General features: G+C 72.2%; 13 protein-coding genes. 6 read left to right on the forward strand and 7 right to left on the reverse strand.

The annotated features are described in order from the left end of the window. Nucleotides 1-25 precede the first annotated feature (25 nt). Nucleotides 26-817 (reverse strand): putative hydro-lyase, encoded by a 792-nt coding sequence (locus AC5P1C_RS25235; RefSeq protein WP_493868199.1) that lies wholly within the window; start codon nucleotides 815-817, stop codon nucleotides 26-28. Continuing rightward, nucleotides 814-2,115: an MFS transporter gene (locus tag AC5P1C_RS25240; protein WP_493868200.1), complete on the reverse strand. Its 1,302-nt coding sequence runs from the start codon at nucleotides 2,113-2,115 to the stop codon at nucleotides 814-816. Before AC5P1C_RS25240 ends, AC5P1C_RS25235 begins: the two co-directional genes overlap by 4 nt. 151 nt (nucleotides 2,116-2,266) lie before the next feature. Between AC5P1C_RS25240 and AC5P1C_RS25245 the strand changes: the two genes are divergently transcribed. The 4 genes from AC5P1C_RS25245 to AC5P1C_RS25260 all read left to right on the forward strand — a co-directional run bounded on the left by AC5P1C_RS25245 (nucleotide 2,267) and on the right by AC5P1C_RS25260 (nucleotide 10,322). Then, nucleotides 2,267-2,983, forward strand: a complete 717-nt coding sequence (locus AC5P1C_RS25245) for a GntR family transcriptional regulator (RefSeq protein ID WP_493868201.1) — start codon at nucleotides 2,267-2,269, stop codon at nucleotides 2,981-2,983. Between the two features lie 111 nt (nucleotides 2,984-3,094). Beyond that, nucleotides 3,095-4,621, forward strand: a complete 1,527-nt coding sequence (locus AC5P1C_RS25250) for a hypothetical protein (protein ID WP_493868202.1) — start codon at nucleotides 3,095-3,097, stop codon at nucleotides 4,619-4,621. A gap of 76 nt (nucleotides 4,622-4,697) precedes the next feature. Then, on the forward strand, nucleotides 4,698-5,591 hold the full coding sequence (locus AC5P1C_RS25255) for a hypothetical protein (protein ID WP_493868203.1): 894 nt from the start codon (nucleotides 4,698-4,700) through the stop codon (nucleotides 5,589-5,591). A gap of 63 nt (nucleotides 5,592-5,654) precedes the next feature. After that, on the forward strand, nucleotides 5,655-10,322 hold the full coding sequence (locus tag AC5P1C_RS25260) for a coiled-coil domain-containing protein (RefSeq protein WP_493868204.1): 4,668 nt from the start codon (nucleotides 5,655-5,657) through the stop codon (nucleotides 10,320-10,322). On the opposite strand, the gene AC5P1C_RS25265 is transcribed toward AC5P1C_RS25260, so the two are convergent. The 5 genes from AC5P1C_RS25265 to AC5P1C_RS25285 form a co-directional block, all read right to left on the reverse strand. Beyond that, nucleotides 10,319-11,446 carry an aromatic ring-hydroxylating oxygenase subunit alpha gene (locus tag AC5P1C_RS25265; protein ID WP_493868205.1) on the reverse strand — a complete coding sequence of 376 codons (1,128 nt, stop codon included), beginning with the start codon at nucleotides 11,444-11,446 and terminating at the stop codon, nucleotides 10,319-10,321. The genes AC5P1C_RS25260 and AC5P1C_RS25265 overlap by 4 nt on opposite strands. A gap of 13 nt (nucleotides 11,447-11,459) precedes the next feature. Then, the gene (gene solA, locus AC5P1C_RS25270) at nucleotides 11,460-12,614 is read right to left on the reverse strand and encodes an N-methyl-L-tryptophan oxidase (RefSeq protein WP_493868206.1); all 1,155 of its coding nucleotides are present in this window, start codon (nucleotides 12,612-12,614) and stop codon (nucleotides 11,460-11,462) included. A gap of 37 nt (nucleotides 12,615-12,651) precedes the next feature. Beyond that, nucleotides 12,652-15,063, reverse strand: a complete 2,412-nt coding sequence (locus tag AC5P1C_RS25275) for a GcvT family protein (protein ID WP_493868228.1) — start codon at nucleotides 15,061-15,063, stop codon at nucleotides 12,652-12,654. Between the two features lie 80 nt (nucleotides 15,064-15,143). Then, a complete protein-coding gene (locus AC5P1C_RS25280) occupies nucleotides 15,144-16,229 on the reverse strand; it encodes an S-(hydroxymethyl)mycothiol dehydrogenase (RefSeq protein ID WP_493868207.1) in 1,086 nt (361 codons plus the stop codon). 293 nt (nucleotides 16,230-16,522) lie between these two features. After that, nucleotides 16,523-17,374, reverse strand: a complete 852-nt coding sequence (locus tag AC5P1C_RS25285) for an IclR family transcriptional regulator (protein ID WP_493868208.1) — start codon at nucleotides 17,372-17,374, stop codon at nucleotides 16,523-16,525. Between the two features lie 190 nt (nucleotides 17,375-17,564). Between AC5P1C_RS25285 and AC5P1C_RS25290 the strand changes: the two genes are divergently transcribed. Both AC5P1C_RS25290 and AC5P1C_RS25295 read left to right on the forward strand, forming a co-directional pair. Continuing rightward, nucleotides 17,565-17,885, forward strand: a complete 321-nt coding sequence (locus AC5P1C_RS25290; protein WP_160503688.1) for a bifunctional 3-phenylpropionate/cinnamic acid dioxygenase ferredoxin subunit — start codon at nucleotides 17,565-17,567, stop codon at nucleotides 17,883-17,885. After that, complete coding sequence (locus tag AC5P1C_RS25295) at nucleotides 17,882-19,039, forward strand: NAD(P)/FAD-dependent oxidoreductase (protein WP_493868209.1); 1,158 nt, start codon at nucleotides 17,882-17,884, stop codon at nucleotides 19,037-19,039. The genes AC5P1C_RS25290 and AC5P1C_RS25295 overlap by 4 nt, the downstream gene beginning before the upstream one ends. Nucleotides 19,040-19,053: the final 14 nt, after the last annotated feature.

A 19,053-nucleotide genomic window follows, 5' to 3' on the forward strand; every position in this document is an offset into this window, starting at 1 on the left:
TCTCCTGGGCCTGCCGGGTGGCTGCTCAGGCCACCCGGTACTGCTCGTCACGGGCGTCGGTGACAAACATCATGCCCGGCGCGTGCGTGATGGCGAACGGCGGCCGCGAAGCCATCACCGCGGCCTGCGGCGTCACCCCGCACGCCCAGAACACCGGGATGTCACCCGGCTCGGCGGCCACCGGATCACCGAAGTCGGGCCGGGTGAGATCGTCGATGCCGAGCGCCGCCGGGTCGCCGCAGTGCACCGGACTTCCGTGTACCGCGGGCAGCAGGGAGGTCTCCCTGATCGCCGCCGAGAGGTGCTCGGGCGGCACGTGACGCATCGACACGACCATGGGGCCGTGCAGGCGGCCTGCCGGACGGCAGGGTCGTTCGGTCACGTACATGGAGACGTTGCGGCCCTGCTCGACGTGGCGCAGGGGAACGCCGGACGCGGTCAGTGCCCACTCGAAGGTGAAGCTGCAGCCGATGAGGAACGACACCAGGTCGTCCCGCCACCGGTCGACCACGTCCGTCGGCTCGTCGACCAACTCGCCGTCCTGCCACACCCGGTAGCGCGGCAGATCGGTCCGCAGATCGGCGCCGGGCGCCAGGGGCGTGGTCCAGGAGCCCGCGTCCGTGACGTCGAGCACCGGGCACGGCTTCGGGTTGCGCTGGCAGAACAGGAGCATGTCGTACGCCCAGTCGGCGGGCACGGCGATCAGATTGGCCTGGGTGCGCCCTGCCGCCCAGCCCGCCGTCGGCCCGCTCGTGCCCGCTCGGAAAAGCGCGCGGGCCTCCTCGGGGCTGCGCAGGGCCGTGGTCGTGGGGCTCACAGCAGTTCCTTTCCGCGCGTCTCGGGCAGGCCGAACAGGGCGACGACGGCGATGGCGTAGCCCAGCGCGCCGAAGACCAGCGCACCGCCCACGCCCCAGCTGTCGGCCAGGAAGCCGACCATGGTGGGGAACACGGCGCCCACGGCGCGACCGGTGTTGTACGTGAAGCCCTGCCCCGTGCCGCGCACCGCGGCAGGGTAGAGCTCGCTGAGGAACGAACCGAAGCCGCTGAAAATGGCCGACATACAGAAGCCCAGCGGGAAACCGAGCACAAGGAGAAGGCCGTTGGCCCCGTCCGGGATGTTCGTGTACGCCAGGATGCTGGCCGCCGAGAGGAACGCGAACAGCGTGATGTTCCGTTTGCGGCCGAGGACGTCGGTGAGATAGCCGCCGGCCAGATAGCCGATGAAGGCCCCGGAGATCAGGAACGCGAGGTACCCGCCCGTGCCGACCACCGTGAGTCCACGCTCGGTCTTCAGGTACGTGGGCACCCAGGTGGCGAGCGTGTAGTAGCCGCCCTGGACGCCGGTGGACAGCAGGACCGCGAAGAGCGTCGTGCGCAGGAGCCCAGGCTTGAAGATCGCGGTGAAGGACCCCTTGTCGGCACTCTTCTTGCGCTCCTCGGCGGCCTCCGGGGCATCGTGCACATTGCGGCGTACGTAGACGACGAGGAGGGCGGGCAGCGCGCCGGTCCAGAACAGCACGCGCCAGGCGACGTCCGGGTCCAGGAACTGGAACACCACCGTGTAGACGATCACCGCGAGCGCCCAGCCGACCGCCCAGGCGCTCTGGATCGCGCCGAGCGTGCGGCCGCGGTTCTTGGCGGTGGCGTACTCGGCGACCAGGATCGCGCCGACCGCCCACTCGCCGCCGAAGCCGAGGCCCTGGAGGGCGCGGAAGACCAGCAGCGTCTCGTAGTTGGGCGCGAAGCCGCAGGCGACGGTGAAGACGGCGTACGTGACGACCGTGATCATCAGGGCCTTGACGCGGCCGATCCGGTCGGCGACCACGCCGGCGACGGCGCCGCCTATCGCGGAGACGACCAGCGTGACCGTGGTGAGCAGGCCGGTCTGGCCGCTGTCCAGGCCGAAGTACGCGGCGATCGCGACCATGCTCAGCGGCAGCGTGAAGTAGTCGTAGGAGTCGAGGGCGTAGCCGCCGAAGGCGCCCGTGAACGCGCGGCGGCCGCGCGGGCCGAGGGCGCGCAGCCAGCCGAACGCGCCCTTGTCCTCGGCGGGTTCGCCGTCCACGGGACGTGTGTCGGCCGTAAGCGTCTGGGGTGGAGGGGGAGTGCTCATGGGCACCTCGCAAGAGGGGGACGGAGGGTGCGGAGCGGGCAGGGTGCGGGGCACGGGTGGGACTGTGCCGTGTCCGACAACGTAGAGGATCGTTGAACGATCCCTCAATACCCATGTTGTCTCGTTCTTATATCTGCGATTGAATCCGGGGATGGCTGAGGGAATGGCTGAGGCGAGCGGGCTGGTCGACGACCGTGCGCTCCTGGGGCGAACCAGCACCGCGGAGCGGGTCTCGGACATCCTCCGGAGTCGCATCGCGGAGGGCTATTTCCCCCCGGGGGCACGGCTGTCCGAGGACAGCATCGGCGGCGCGCTCGGCGTCTCGCGCAACACGCTGCGCGAAGCCTTCCGCCTCCTCACGCACGAACGTCTGCTGGTCCACCAGCTCAACCGCGGGGTATTTGTCCGAGTTCTCACGATTGAGGACGTGGAGGACATCTACCGCACCCGGCGTCTGGTGGAGTGCGCGGTCGTCCGCGGACTCGGAGATCCGCCCTTCGCCCTCGACGGCCTCGCGAGCGTCGTCGCGGACGGCACGAAGGCGGCGCGCGAGCGGAAGTGGAAGGGCGTCTCCACGGCCAACATCCACTTCCACCGGGAGCTGGTGGCTCTCGCCGGAAGCGCCCGCACCGACGAGGTGATGCGCAGCGTCTTCGCCGAACTGCGCCTGGCCTTCCACGTGGTGGACGACCCCCGCCGACTGCACGAGCCGTACCTCGTCCGCAACCGGCAGATCCTGCGGACACTGGAGGACGGGGACGCCGCGGAGGCCGAGCGGCTGCTCGCGGTCTACCTGGACGACTCGCTGCGCGGCCTCGTCGACGTCTACGGCCGGCGCGTGGCGGAGGGCGAGCGGGCGAGCTCCTGAGCCCGCGCGGGCCGCGGCAGGGCACGGACGGGCCGCGGCAGGCACGGACGGGCCGCTGTCAGATCTGCGCCGTTTCGACCGTTGTCAGACCGAGGATCTAGTCTGTGCACCGTGACTTCGCCTGCCGTTTCGGACACCGCTCCGCCCCAGCTCAGCGCGGGGCCGAGGCCCGCTCTGGGCCCGGCCGCCGACGAGGGCCTGGCGCGGCGGCTCCGCGCGCTCGCCTGCACGGCGCCCCTGCACGACCTGGACGTGCGCAAGGCCAACCTCGCGGGCGAGTACTCGGTGTACGCGATGGCGGAAGTGGCCCTCTCCGCCATCGACCTCGTCACACTGAACATGGACTTCGACACCGGCGCCGACCATGAGCAGATAGTGGCCAGGCTGCTGCCGCGCGTCGGGGCCCAGGCGCCCCGTCGCCCCGTGGCCGAGCACGAGCGCGTGGCCCGCTGGGTCCTGGAGAACCTGATCAACGTCGGCAGCGTCGACCGCGGCTTCCGCGCCGTGTACGGCACGTTCGCGCCCGACGGCACCTATGTGCGCAGGGACTACGACTTCAAGCTCATCGAAGAGGTCCCCGGGTACGGGGGGAGTGTCTATCTCCGTACGACGGACGAGGCGGTCAACGTCCTCGTGGGCGCCCTCGACACCGACGTCACAAGCGCCCAGATCGCCGCCGAGGTGAAGCTCGAGGTGCTCATCAGCCGCGGCCGTCTCGCCGACGCCCAGCTCGCCGCTGAGCAGGCCCGGTACAGGACGGTGCAGTACTCGGAGACCCTCCGCCGGGCCCTGGACGCCACCCGGCGCAACGTCCGCGCGGTGGACTGGCTCCAGGCCGTCCCCGACATGATCGCGGAGGCGCTCGACCACGTGGCCGACCGCTACCGCCACGAGAACGCGATCCTGACGAACATCCGCAAGGCACGCGACGAGTCCGAGGACCCCGAGCACAAGCGCCGCGCCGCCGAGCTGGTCGACATCGTCAAGGACTGCATCCGCCGCCACACACAGCTCCAGTCCCGGCTTCTCGACGCGGGGCCGCTGTTCCGCGCCGAGCAGGACCGCCAGGCCTTCGCGACACCCACCGCGCGGAACGGACTCGATCTGTACGGCCAGCTCGTCGCGCCGCTCCTGCCGCTCCCCGTCGAGCAGGCCAGCCGCGTCACGAACGCCTTCTTCGCCCGCGGGACGGGACTGCGCACGCCCGTCTCCGTCCGCGTCGGTGACCTCGTCGACATACTGCTCACGCCGCCGCAGGAGCGCGAGCACCTGGGCGTGGAGATGCCCGAGCCCGACCTCATCGCCACGCCGGACGACAGCCGCTTCAGCGAGGAGCAGCTCGCCACGGCCATGGAACTGCTCGACCTGCCGGCCGACGCTCCAAGGCGCCTCTCCGGACTGCTCGCCGAAGCCCGCCGTACCGACACCGAACTGCCCTATCTGGTCGCCCTCCTCGCCGTCCACGCGGCGAGCCCGCCGGTCGGCACCGCCTATCGCCAGGGCGAGGAGAAGCTCCTGTTCGCCGTGGACGACGGCACGGAACTGGACGACCCGGAATTCGGCGGCGCCGACCTCATCGTGGGCACGGCGCTACTCGACGCCGCCGGCATGGCGGCCGGCCGGACGGAGGCCGCGTGAGCACTCCTGGCATGTTCGTGAGCACTCCCGACCCGCTCAAGACTCTTCAGTACGACCGCCGCAAGGAGCACAAGCCGTGACCGAGCACCCCGCAGAGCACGCCGCGTGGGGCGAGCCGGAGGCACCGGCGGCGCCCGCCGCGACCGCCGCCGTCACACCGGCCGACGCCGCCGACGCGGCGCGCCTGGTCGCCTTCGGGCTCCAGCCCAAGCTCCAGCCCGCACGCGACCAGGAGTACGCCGAACTCCTGCGCCGCTACCGCGAGGACCCGCCGTTCGCACGGCTCGCCGACGCCGTCGCCGCAGGCCTCGGGCTCGTCGTCCTGGAGGTGTCCCCGCGCGCGGGCATGGCCGTGACGGCCGCCGAGGACTCCGTGTTCGCCGTCCGCATGGGCGACTACGCACGCCGTACGGCCGCCGACTCCACCGACCGCTTCCTGCACGGCCTCGCCCATCTCGCCGTCGCCGCTCTGGCGTTCCCGCGCCCCGAGGACCTCGCCGACGACGGATACATCGGGCGGGTCACGGTCAACGGAGTGGACGCCTTCGTGCGCCAGGCCTGCCACCGCCTGGAGGAGCGCGCCGAGGAGCAGGGCGAGAACACCGACCCGGCGAGCGACACCCCCGGCCTGGAGGCCGCCTGGCGGATCTGGGCACGGCGCAGCTCGACGGGCGCCACCAAGGACGCCCGCCGGCTCGCCGGTTCGACCACCGGGATCATCGGCAAGGCCGTCGCGTTCCTCACCGACTCCGGGTTCCTGCAGCGCACGGGCGACGACTCCGGGGGCACGTACCGCACCACCGCCCGCTATCAGCTGCAAGTGCGCGACATGGCGGGCGGCGCCGCCATGGCCGAGCTCCTGGAGCTCGGCATCGTGCCCGTCACGGACGGGTCCGCGACCCTGCTGCCCCCCGACGAGACCGACGATCTGGAGCTGGCCGCCGACGCGGGCCTGCCCTTCCACCCCTGACGTCCCGACGCCACCACGCAACTTCCTGCTGTTCCGCACGACTTACGACGAGAGTCCGCCGCCATGTACGAGCTGTCCCGGGTCCGCCTCTACTCCATCGGCCCCGCCGGTGCGCGCTACGCCGACACCGTGCTTGACCTGCGCGGCGTAGGCGCCGAGGTCCCCGACCCCGCACCCGCCCAGGCGGAGTTCTTCGCGGAGGAGCCGACCGGGCCGCCGCGCCGCCCCGCGCCCGCGGGCGTGCTGTTCCTGGAGAACGGCGGCGGCAAGTCCGTACTGCTCAAGCTGATCTTCTCCGTGATGCTGCCGGGCCACCGGAACACCCTGGGCGGCGCGAGCTCTGGCGTGCTGCGCAAGTTCCTGCTCGCGGACGACTGCGGGCACGTCGCCCTGGAGTGGCAGCACACGCTGACGGGCGAGTGCGTCGTCGTCGGCAAGGTCAGCGAATGGCGTGGTCGGCAGGTCTCGAACGACCCGCGGAAGTTCGCCGAGGCCTGGTACTCCTTCCGGCCAGGACCCGGCATGAGCCTGGATTCGCTGCCGGTCGCCGAATCCACCGCCGTACGGCCCTCCGTGGAGGGCGTGTCGGGCGCGCAGGGGCGGCGGCGCACCATGAAGGGCTTCCGTGACGCGCTGACCGAGGCGGGCAAGGCGTACCCCCACCTCGAAGTGCACTGGGAGGAGATCCACGACCGCTGGATCGAGCACCTCGGCGACCTGGGCCTCGACCCCGAACTCTTCCGCTATCAGCGGGAGATGAACGCCGACGAGGGCGAGGCCGCGGGACTCTTCGCGGTCAAGAAGGACTCCGACTTCACCGACCTGCTGCTGCGCGCCGTGACGGACACACGGGACACGGACGGCCTCGCCGACCTCGTCCACGGCTTCGGCAACAAGCTGGGCCGCCGCTCCGAGCTCATCGCAGAGCGGGAGTTCACCGCGGGCTCCGTCGACCTGCTCGGGCGGATCGTCGACGCCGCCGACACGCGCTCACGCGCGCGTGACGTGCACGCGGGAGCCGAGCGGCGCACCCGGACGCTCGCCCGCCGCCTCTCCGCGCGAGGCGTCACCGAGCGGGGTCGCGCCGGGGAGCTCGCCGAGCGGGTCACCGCCGCCGCGCGGACCGTCACCGCGGCGGAAGAGGCACGCGGCAGGTCCGCGCTGATCTCCGCCGAACTGGCCTTCCGGCATGCTTCCTTGGCGCTCACTGTCGCCGAGAAGGCCGCCGCCGCGCAGCGCCGCGAGCTCGCGGACGCCCGCCAGCTGCACGCCGCCTGGCAGGCGGCCGAAGCCGTCCTGCGCCACCGCGCCGCCGCCGACCGCTCCGCGCGCGTGGCCTCCGCGATCCTGGAGGCCGAGCGGGACGCGGCGCCCGCGCTCGCCGCCCGCTCCAAGGCGGCGGCCGACCTCGTCCGGGTCCTGCACACCGCTGCCGAAGGCGCCGAATCGCTCGCCAACGAGGAGGAGGAGCGCTCCGCCGCACTCCAGGAGACCGGCGAGGCCGCTCACCGCGACGCCACCGTCGCCGCGACGGAGGCGCAGCGCGCCCGCAGCGAGGCCGGACACCTGCGCCAGCGCCTCACGGAGGTCGAGCAGGAGACCGCGGAGGCGGTCCGTGCGGGCTGGCTCGACGACACCGCACCGGACGCCGACCCGGCCCGCGCGGCGCTCGCCGCCAGCGACGCCGAGAAGAGCACGGTGACCGCCTGGGACACCGCCCGTGAGACCTCCCTGCGCGCCGCCGAGCACGCCAAGGAGGCCGCCGCCTCCGAGGCCCGCGCCGAACTCACCGCGGCCCGCGCGTCGGACGCGGCGGACGCCGCCGAGCACGCGTACGACGCGGAGCGCCGCGCCGCGGAGTCGATCGCCGAGGACGAGCGCCTCGCCGAGCTGCTCGGACTCCCGGGAGCGAGCTCCCTGGGCGGGGTGCCGCAGCCCCGTCAGGGGACGGGCGACACCCGCGACCGGGAGGGCGGGCCCGCAGCTGACGCCGGCGCCACGAGCCCGCCGGCCCAAGGCGCCCTCTCCCTCCTGGAGTTGGACCGCAGCGCCGACGACCTGCGCACACTCCTCGAAGAGGGCGTCGCCTCCGCCGAGCGGCAGCTCTTCGAACTGCGCACCGCGGCCGCCGACGACTCCCGGATCCTGGGCGCTCTCGGTGACGGCGGACTCCTGCCGCCGGGACCGGACGTCCTGGCCACCGTCGAGTTCCTCGGCGAGCACGGCATCCCCGCCCTGCCCGGCTGGCGCTACCTCGCCCAGGCCGTCGACCCCACCGACCACGCGCGCGTGCTCGCCGCCCGCCCCGAGTTGGTCGACGGCGTGGTCATCACCGACCCGGCCACCCACGCACGGGCCCGTGAGGCGCTCGCCGGCGCCGCCCTGCTGCCCCGCTCCGCGGTCGCGGTCGGCACCGCAGCGGCCCTCCTCGCGCCGACCCCCGGCGAGGACACACAGGGCGGCGACGTCTTCCTCGTACCGCCGAATCCCGCCATGCACGACGAGCACGCGGCCGACGAGGAGCGGACGACGCTGCGCGCGCGGGCGGCCCGGCGCGACGAGGAGATCAGGACGCTCGCCGTCCGCCTCACCAAGGACCGCGAGCTCGCCGCACGGCTCGCGTCCTGGCGCGGTGCCTGCCCCGCCGGACGCATCGAAGAGCTCGCCGTCGCCGCACGCAGCGCCCGCGTCTTCGCCGAAGAGGCCGAGTCCGAGCTCGCCGAGGCGCGTACGGTCCGCGCCGAGGCCGACGAGGCGGCGGCCGAAGCGGCACGCGCGCGTGACGAGCGCCAGGAGGCCGCCCAGCGCGCGCGGCGCTCCGCCGACGCCCTCGCGGGGCTTGCCTTCCGCCTGCGCGAGCGCGCGGGCTGGCAGACCAAGCTGCGCGAACTCGCCGATGACGCCGTCGAGTCGGAGGCTCGCGCCCAGACCTGCCTGGACCGCGCCCGCGCCGCCGACGAGGACCGCCGCTCCGCCCAGCGAGCCGCCGACGACGCCCGCCGCACCGCCCGCGCCCTGCGCGCCGAGCGCGCCGAGATCGCGGGCGCCCCCGAGGACCTACCCGAGGACACCAGCGCCCCCAAGACCTCACTGCCCGCACTCCGCGAGGCCTACCGCGCCGCGTCCCAGCTCTACGAAAAGGTCGGCGTCGGCGCCGACCTGCGCGCCGAACAGGCCCGCGCCGAGAGCGACGAGAGCGGCGCCCTCGCCGAGCTGGACCGGCTCAGCAACAAGGTCCGCACCCGCGCTGCCCTGCTCCTTGAGGGCACGGACGGTTCCGACGGCCCGTCCCGACAGGCCGCGTCCGCCCGCGCGGAGGCCCAGGTCCAGCTCATCGAGACCCGCGCGTCCGCCGCGAGCGAGCAGCTCGGCCGGCTCCGCGGCGAGGCCGAGCGGCTCGCCCCGCAGGACGGCGACGCGCACACGGAGCTTGCCGAAGACCTCGTCCCCGCTGACGCCGAGCACGCGCAGGCCCTTCTGCGCACCGCCACGAGCGAACTGGCCGCCCACACCGAGGCGTTGAGCCAGGCCAAGGACGCGCACGCCACCCTCCTGCACGCCCACCGCGCCGCCGAGGACGCCACCGGAGGCTTCGACGAGACCGCGGCCCTCCTGCGCGACCTGCTGCGCGAGCAACACCACGAGGACGAAGCGGCCGAAGAGCCCGAGCCCTTCCCCGGCTCCCTCGAAGAGGCACGTCAGTCCGCGGCCGAGGCCCGGCGCTCCCTGCGCGGCTGCGCCGCCGACCTCTCCGCCGCCGAGGCCGCCGTCCGCGAGGCCAGCGACATCCTCGTACGGCACGCGAACTCCACGCGCTACGAACAGGTGCGCACCCCCGCCCGCCAGCAGATCCGCGAACTGCCCGCGTCCGCGCTGCCGGAGCACGCCAAGAAGTGGGCCGACGCCTTCGCGCCACGCCTGCGTGTGCTCACCGACGAGCTGGAGCAGCTTGAGCGCAACCGCGACAGCATCGTGGACCGCCTGCGCGGACTCGTGGAGTCCTCGCTCGCCACGCTCCGGTCGGCCCAGCGGCTCTCGCAGTTGCCCGAGGGCCTGGGGGAGTGGTCGGGCCAGGAGTTCCTGCGCGTCCGCTTCGAGGAGCCCGACCAGGCCACGCTGACCGAGCGACTCGGTGAGGTCATCGACGAGGCCACGCGGGCCGCGGTCAAGAAGAACTCCGACATGCGGCGGGACGGAATGTCCCTGCTGCTGCGCGGAGTTCAGGCCGCCCTGGAGCCGCGCGGCATCGCCGTCGAGATCCTCAAGCCGGACGCCGTGCTGCGCGCCGAACGCGTCCCGGTCGGTCAGATGGGAGACGTCTTCTCCGGCGGCCAGCTGCTCACCGCGGCCATCGCCCTGTACTGCACGATGGCCGCCCTGCGCAGCAACGACCGGGGCCGCGACAAGCACCGGCACGCCGGCACGCTCTTCCTCGACAACCCCATCGGCCGCGCCAACGCCACGTACCTCCTGGAGCTCCAGCGGGCCGTGTCGGACGCCCTGGGCGTGCAGCTGCTCTACACCACCGGCCTGTTCGACACGACGGCGCTGGCGGAGTTCCCGCTGGTCATCCGTCTGCGGAACGACGCGGACCTGCGTGCGGGCCTGAAGTACATCAGCGTCGAGGAGCACCTGCGGCCGGGCCTGCCGCAGCAGGACCCGGCCGAGGAGACCGTGCACGGGGAGATCACGGCGACGCGCATGTACAAGCGCCCGGCGGCTACGGGCTAGCCCAACAGGCCGGTCAGCCACTCATGGAACTGCCCGATGTGATGCTCGGTCGGCACGAGCACCCCGCCCCCGCGATAGGCGCGTGACGCCATCGCGGGCTGGGTGCGCTCACAGGCCTCGAAGTCCTGTTCGTTGACCCGGTGGAAGAGCTCCACCGACTTGGCGAGGTCGACGCCGGACGCGACGACCTCGGGTGCGTACAGCCAGTCGCACTCCACGACCGTGCGGTCCTCGGCCAGTGGGAACATCCGGTGCAGGATCACGTGGTCGGGGACGAGGTTGATGAAGACGGTCGGCTTGATCGTGATCGCGTAGTAGCGGCGGTCCTGGTCGTCGGCGATCTCGGGCAGGCGCTCGAAGCCCGCGCTTCCGTCGACGGTGAAGCCGCTGACCTCCTCGCCGAACGAGGCGCCGTGCCCGACGTAGTACTGGGCGGCGAACCCGTCGGCGAACTCCGGCAGGACATCGGTCAGTTCGGGGTGGATGGTCGCGCAGTGGTAGCACTCCATGAAGTTCTCGACGATCAGCTTCCAGTTGGCGCGCACGTCGTACGTGACGCGCTTGCCGAGGGCGAGCCGCTCGGTTCCGTAGTGCTCGATGGACGCCGCGTCGCCCAGGCGCTCCACGGCCGCGCCCATGACCGTCTCCTCGAAGGAGGGTGGTTCGTCGGCCAGACACACCCAGGCATAGCCGAGCCACTCCCGCAGCGCGACCTTGACCAGGCCGTACTCGGTGCGGTCGACGTCGGGCATCTTCACCAGGTTCGGCGCGGCGATCAGCTTGCCGTCGAGGTCGTACGTCCATGCGTGGTAGGGGCATTGGAGGGCGCGGCGCACCTCGCCCGACTCCTGGGTGCACAGACGGGCGCCCCGGTGCCGGCAGATGTTGAGGAAGGCGCGCAGTTCTCCGGAGCGGGAACGGGTGACCAGGACGCTCTCGCGGCCGATCTGGACGGTGCGGAAGGCGCCGGGTTTGTCGAGGTCGGCCGCGCGCACCGCGCAGAACCAGAGCGACTCGAAGACGCGTTCCTGTTCCTGCCGGAAGATCTCCGGATCGGTGTAGAAGTGTCCCGGCAGCGTGGTCATCAGGCTGGCGGCGGACGGGGCCTCAGGGGTCGTCGTCACGGTGGCGTACTCCTCAAGCGGGCGCGGCGGCAAGGCGGCTGGGGTCGAAGAGCTCGATGGGGTGCTCGGTGGCGCCCCGCAGCGCCAGATCGGCGACGATCTCGCCGACGACCGGCACGAACTTGAAGCCGTGCCCGGAGAACCCGGCCGCGACGGTGACCGACCCGGGGTGGGCCGGGTGGCGGGCGATGACGAAGTGCTCGTCGGGCGAGTTGGAGTACATGCAGGTCGCGGCCTTGAGGAACTGGCCGGGCAGGGAGGGGATATGGCGGCCCATGTGCTCCGCCATCGCGGCGACCTCGTGGTCGTGGACCGTGCGCTCGATGTTCTCGGGCGTGCAGGGCGTGCCCTTGCGGAAGAAGGCGACCTTCGCGCCGAGTTCCGGGCCGTCGATGGCCGGGAAGCCGTAGACCTGCACGTCGTGCGCGTCCTCCCAGATGTAGACCGGGTGGTTCTGCGGCAGGAAGGGCCGCACGCCGCCGGTCGGCTGGAACCAGTACATGATCTGCCGCTCGATGGTGAACGGCACCCCGATGTCGGTCAGGAGCTGCGGCGCCCACGCTCCGGGGCAGATCACCAACTGCCCGGCGGTGTAGGTGTCTTCGGCGGTGTGTACGCGGACGCCGTCCCGATACGGCTCCCAGCGCGTCATCGGCTCCTCGAAGTGCAGATCGGCGCCCTGCTGCGTGGCGAGCTGCAGATGTGCGGCGACGGTGTTCTCGGGGCGGACGAGGCCGGCCCGCGCCTCGTACAGCGCGACTTCGTCGTCGCGTGGGCTGAGCGTCGGGAAGCGGCGGCGGATCTCGGGGGCGTCGAGCATTTCGTGGGGGAGGTCCCACTGCTGTGCGGAGAGCAGGGAACCCGAGACGGTGCGGCTCTCGGGGCGGCCGACCATCACGCCGCCGCACAGGGTGGCGATCTCGCGGCCGGTGTCGCGCTCCAGGCGCGCGTACAGCTCGTACGAGCGCAGCAGGAGCGGTACGTACGCCGGGTCCTCGAAGTAGGACTGCCGGGTGATGCGCGAACCGCCGTGGCTGGAACCGCGGTTGTGGACGGGGCCGAACTTCTCCAGGCCGAGGACGCGGGCGCCGCCCGCGGACAGGTGGTGGGCGGCGGCGCTGCCCATGCCGCCGAGGCCGATCACGATCACGTCATAGGTGGGGGACACGAAACTTCCTCCAGAGCGCTGATGGGGCTGCAACCGGCTACCGGCGGATGCGGGTCATCTTCGGGTCGAACAGCGGCTCCTCGGCGACCGTCGCGGAGACCTTCTCGCCGAAGTACTCGATGTGCACGCCCGCGCCCGTCTCCAGCGGCGGCAGCCACGCGTAGGCGACACAACGGCCCAGCGTGTAGCCGTACGAGGCGCTGGTGACGTATCCGGCCGGGACCCCGTCGACGTAGACGGGCTCCTTGCCCAGAATCACCGCGGCGGGATCGTCGAGCAGCAGTGCGGTGAGCTTCCGTGCTGGGGAGCCGAGCCGTTCGAGCGCGGCACGGCCCACGAAGTCGCCCCGGTCCATGCGGACCGCGAAGCCGACGCCCGCCTCGTAGGGGTTGTGTTCGGTCGTCATGTCGTGACCCCAGGCGCGGTACCCCTTCTCCAGGCGCAGGCTGTTGAAGGCGGACCGCCCCGCCGCGATCACACCGTGCCGCTGCCCCGCCTCCCAGAGCGTGTCCCAGAGGCGCAGCCCGGTGTCGGCGCTCGTGTAGAGCTCCCAGCCCAGCTCTCCGACGTACGACATACGCATCGCCGTCACCGGGACCTGACCGATGTACGTCTCCTTCGCCCTGAAGTACCCGAACGCCTCGTGCGAGAAGTCGTCGCGGGTGAGCGGCTGGACGAGGTCGCGGGCGAGCGGGCCCCAGACGCCGATGCAGCAGGTGCCCGATGTGATGTCCCGCAGGTGCACGTCGCCGGGGGCATGGCGCAGGAGCCAGTCCAGGTCGGCCGGGCTGTTGGCGCCGACCTGGAAACGGTCGGGGGCGAGCCGGGCCACCGTGAGGTCGGAGCGGATGCCGCCCGCCTCGTCCAGGAGGAGGGTGTACGTCACCGCACCGGGCTTCTTGGCCAGGTTGTTGGAGGTCATGCGCTGCAGGAAGGCGAGCGCACCGGGGCCCGTCACCTCCAGGCGGCGCAGGGGCGTCATGTCGTAGAGCGCGACCTTCTCGCGGGTCGCCTTCGCCTCCGCCGCCGCGATCGGCGACCAGTACCGCGCCGACCAGGCGTCGCGTTCGGGGACCTCGCCGTCCGTATCCGTGAGGAGCGGGGCGTTCGCCTCGTACCAGTGCGGACGCTCCCAGCCGCCGCCCTCCAGGAAGACGGCGCCCAACTGCTGCTGCCGGGCGTAGAACGGGCTGACCCGCAGCGGCCGCGGCTGCTCCATGGGCTGCAGCGGATGGAGGACGTCGTAGACCTCGACGAACTGCTGGGCGCCGCGGTCGGCGACGTACGCGGGAGAGCGCTGGGCGTCCTCGAAGCGGGTGAGGTCGCAGTCGTGCACGTCGATGGAGGGCCGCCCGTCCACCATCCACTCGGCGACCGCCTTGGCCACCCCCGCGGAGTGCGTCACCCACACCGCCTCCGCCAGCCAGAAGCCGCGCAGCGCACGGGACTCGCCGAGGACCGGCATGCCGTCCGGGGTGAAGGAGAAGACGCCGTTGAAGCCCTCCGCGACCTCGGCGCCGCGCAGGGTGGGCAGGAGCCAGCCGCAGTCCTCCCAACTCCGCGCGAAATCTTCCTCGGTGAAGGGGTACGAGGACGGCATGTCCGCCGCTTCGTCGTACGCCGGGACCGTGAACGCGTCCACGGGCAGCGGACGGTGGGCGTACGAGCCGATGCCGATGCGGTCGGTGTGCTCACGGAAGTACAGATCGCGGTCCTGGAACCGGAGGATCGGCTTCGAGGCCTCTGTGCGCGGGTCGTTGACGCCCGCGAGCTCGGGGAGTGGTTCCGTCTTCGCGTACTGGTGGGCGAGGGGGAGGAGGGGGATGTCGACACCGGCCATGCGCCCGATCACCGGACCCCAGAAGCCCGCCGCCGATACGACGTGGTCGGCGGGGAAGGTGCCCTTGTCGGTGACGACGGCGGTGACGCGGCCCTCCTCCCGCTCTATGCCGGTCACGGTGTGCCGGTCCACAAAGCGTGCGCCACGCGCGCGTGCCCGCTCGATCTGCGCACGGCAGGCGAGCACGGCGCGGGCGAGGCCGTCGTCGGGGGTGTACAGACCGCCGAGGACCTTGCTCTCGTCGATGAGCGGCCACATCTCCTTGCACCGGGCCGCGCCGACCAGCTCCGCACGGATGCCCCAGGAGGCGGCGTACCCGGCCTTGCGGTGCAGGTCGGCCCAGCGCTCGGGCGTGGTGGCCAGTTCGAGGCCGCCGACCGGGTTGAAGCAGGACAGGCCGTCCACTTCCAGGGCCCCGAACTTCTCCACCGTGTACGTCGCGAAGGCGGTCAGGGTCTTGGACGGTCCCGTCTGGAAGACCAGGCCGGGGGCGTGCGAGGTGGAGCCGCCGGGGGCGGGGAGCGGGCCCTGTTCGAGGACCGTGACGTCGGTCCAGCCGCGGGCGGTCAGCTCGTCCGCGAGGGAGCAGCCGACGATGCCTGCGCCGATGACGACGACGCGGGGCGCGGGGGCGCCGGGGCGGGGAGTCGGGGAGTCGGCACCGGGCTCAGGTGCGCGTGCGCGGTCGCTCACAGGACCACCACCGAACGCAGGACCTCACCGCGGTGCATCCTGCCGAACGCCTCCTCGACCTGGTGGAGCGCGATGGTCTCGGAGACGAATCCACCGAGGTCGAGCCGGCGGCTGAGGTACTGGTCGATGAGGATCGGGAAGTCCCGCGTCGGCAGACAGTCGCCGTACCAGGAGGACTTCAGGGCGCCGCCGCGCGAGAACAGGTCGATCAGCGGCAGGTCGATCTTCATCTCCGGGTCGGGCACACCGACCTGCACGAGCACGCCCGCGTGATCGCGCATGTAGAAGGCCTGTTTGTACGTCGACGGGGTGCCGACCGCGTCGATCGCGACGTCCACCCCGAAGCCGCCGGTGAGTTCGCGGACCGCGTCGACCGGGTCCGTGCCGCGGGAGTTGACGGTGTGCGTGGCGCCGAAGCGGGTCGCCCCGTCGAGCTTGGCCTCGTCGATGTCGACGGCGATGACGCGGCGTGCGCCCGCCAGCGAGGCCCCGGTGATCGCGGCGTTGCCGACGCCGCCACAGCCGATGACGGCCACGGTGTCGCCGCGGCCGACCCGGCCGGTGTTCACGGCGGCTCCGTAGCCGGCCATCACCCCGCAGCCGATGAGCCCGGCGGCCTCGGGGCGGGCCGCCGGGTCCACCTTCACCGCCTGCCCGGCGGCGACCAGGGTCTTCTCGGCGAAGGCGCCGATGCCGAGGGCCGGGCTCAAGGGGGTGCCGTCCAGGAGGGTCATGGGCTGGGCGGCGTTGCGTGAGTCGAAGCAGTACCAGGGGCGGCCCCGCAGACAGGAGCGGCAGGCTCCGCAGGGGGCGCGCCAGGCGAGTACCACGTAGTCGCCGGGGGTGAGGTCGGAGACGTCGGGGCCGACCGCCTCGATGGTGCCTGCGGCCTCATGGCCGAGGAGGAACGGGAAGTCGTCGTTGATGGCGCCCTCCCGGTAGTGCAGATCCGTGTGGCAGACCCCGCAGGCCTGCACGGAGACAAGTACCTCTCCCGGTCCGGGATCTGGCACGACGATCGTCTGCACCTCGACGGGTGCGCCCTTTTTCATGGCGACGACGGCACGGACCTCGTGTGGCACGGCCAGACTCCTCTGCTGTTGCGCACTGCACGACGGGTTGCGCTATGAGAGACATACTGGGAACGCCATCAAGAGGCCGTCAAGGGGTGGGAGTTAACCCTTGGCAAATCACCTGGACACGGCGAAACGCGATCGACACGAGCGGCCGGGTCCGGCGGAAACGCGACGAGGGCGGAGCCAGGAATCTCTGGCTCCGCCCTCGTCTCAAGCGGTCTGGTTCTCTGGCTCCGCCCTCGTCCGGGCGTCTGGATCCTCTGGCTCCGCCCTCGTGCCGGGCGTCTGCCGCCGGTCCGTCAGAAGCCGTAGCCCATCCGCCGCGACAGCTCCACGGCCGCGGCGACCGTGCGCTTGGCGAGCTCGGTCAGCCGGTCCTCGGTCACGCGGTACACCGGACCCGACGCGCTGAGCGCCCCGATCACCTTGCCGTCGTGCGCGCGCACCGGGGCGGCGACTGCGGCCAGGCCCACTTCCAGCTCCTCCACGGCGATGGCGTACCCCTGGTCGACGACGGCCTCCAGTTCGCCGCGCAGCGCCACCGTCCCGGTCACCGTGTGCTCGGTCAGGCGCGGCAGCGTCCGCGCGATCAGGCCCTCCCGCAGTGTCGTCGGCAGGTGGGCCAGGAGGATCTTGCCGCTGGAGGTGGCGTGCAGCGGGGTGCGCCTGCCGAGCCAGTTCTGTGCGGTCACGGACGCGGGGCCGCGGGCCTGCATGATGTTGACCGCGGCGTCGTCGTCCAGGATCGCGATGTTGACCGTCTCGCCCAGTTCGTCGGCGAGGTCGCGGCAGACCGGGCCGCCCTCCTGGGAGATGTCCAGACGCACTGCCGCCGCCCCCGCGAGGCGGAGTACGCCGGCCCCCAGGAAGTACTTCCCGCGGTCCTTGGCCTGGCCCACCAGGCCCCGGTTCTCCAGGACGCCGAGCAGCCGGAAGGCCGTCGACTTGTGCACCCCCAACTCGTCGGCGATCTCCGTGACCCCCGCCTCGCCGAGCCGGGCGAGTATCTCCAGGACGCTGACCGCGCGGTCCACGGACTGGACGGATCCGGGGGCTGCTTTCGGCTGCTTGTCGCGGGCCTTGGCTTGCTCCTCCGGGCGATTCTCGCGCGCTTCCTCGTTCTGATCAGGCTGTTTCCGCGTGCCGGCCATATCTCAACTCTCACCACCTCGCGGCCTGTTGAAGCCGCATCTTCGGGAAGCCCTTGACGCGGTGGGCATCCCGACCGGATTCTGTTGCGCATAGCGCTCCCTCGTGCGCCATGCGAAACATCATGTTACCGAAGGGTCCTGGGCCGAGAAGGTCTCAGGACCGGGCCGAGAGAGATCAAGAGGGGGGCCCATGATTCCCGTCTGCCGCCTTGAAGACCTCCCCGCGGGCGAATCCGTCCGTGTCGACACCACACCGCCCATCGCCGTTTTCAATGCCGACGGCGAGATCTACGCCATCGACGACACCTGCAGCCACCAGGACGCCTCTCTCTCCGAGGGGTGGCTCGAGGGCTGCCTGGTCGAATGCCCGTTGCACGCCGCATCATTCGATCTCCGTACCGGACGGCCGACCTGTCTGCCCGCCCGCCGCGCCGTGCGCACCCACCGGGTGAGCGTCGACGACGGCACGATCCACGTCCACCTCGTGGCCGAGGAGGGTTCCGCCGCATGAGGACCATCACCGTGGTGGGCGCCTCGCTCGCCGGGCTCTACGCGGCGCGCGAACTGCGCGCCCAGGGATACGACGGACGGCTCGTCATCATCGGCGACGAGCCGCACCCACCGTACGACAGGCCGCCGCTGTCCAAGGACTTCCTCACCGGCAAGGCCGACGAGGCCCAACTCGCCCTGTCCGACGACGAGGAGACCGACGAGCTCGCCGCCGAGTGGCTGCTCGGCGTACGTGCCCGGGGCCTCGACCCGCGCGGCCGCACCGTACTCCTGGAGGACGGCCGTACCGTCGCGAGCGACGGGGTGGTCATCGCGACCGGGGCGTCCGCGCGCCGGCTGCCGGGACCCTCCCTCGTGGGGGTGCACACCCTGCGCACCCTGGACGACGCCCGCGCCCTGCGCACGGAGCTGGCCGCCGGGCCGCAGCGGGTCGTCGTCATCGGCGGCGGGTTCATCGGCGCCGAGACCGCGTCCTCGTGCGTGGCGCTCGGGCACGACGTCACGGTCGTCGAGGCCGCCCCGCTGCCGCTGCTCCCGCAACTGGGCGCGGACATGGCGGCCGTGTGCGCCGGATTCCACGCACGCGGGGGAGCGGAGCTCGTCACGGGCACCGGCGTCGCCGCGCTGCGCGGCGACACGACCGTGCGCGCGGTGGAGCTGGCCGACGGCCGACTGCTGCCCGCCGATGTGGTCGTCGTCGGCATCGGAGCCACGCCCAACACCGGCTGGCTCGCCGGCTCGACCCTCGCCCTGGACGACGGGGTGCTCTGCGACGACGGCTGCGTCACCGGGCTTCCGCACGTGGTCGCCGTGGGCGATGTCGCCCGCGTGGGCGCCGCGCGGGCCGAACACTGGACGAGCGCCACGGAGCAACCCCGCGTCGCAGTAAGCAACTTGCTGGCCGGACACACCGCCGAGGCCGTGCGCCCGCTGCCGTACTTCTGGTCCGACCAGTACGGCTCCCGCATCCAGTTCGCGGGGCGTCGTCGGGCCGACGACACCGTGCGCCTCCTGGAGGGCTCACCGGAGGAGGGAAGCTTCCTCGCGGCCTACGAGCGGGACGGGTACACCACGGCGGTACTCGCGGTGGACCGGCCACGCCCGTTCATGCGGATGCGACGCGGTCTCCTGGCGGCGGAACCGGTCGCGGCCTGACTCCCGGCACTCCC

The sequence above is a fragment of the Streptomyces sp. A18 genome (assembly GCF_059026065.1).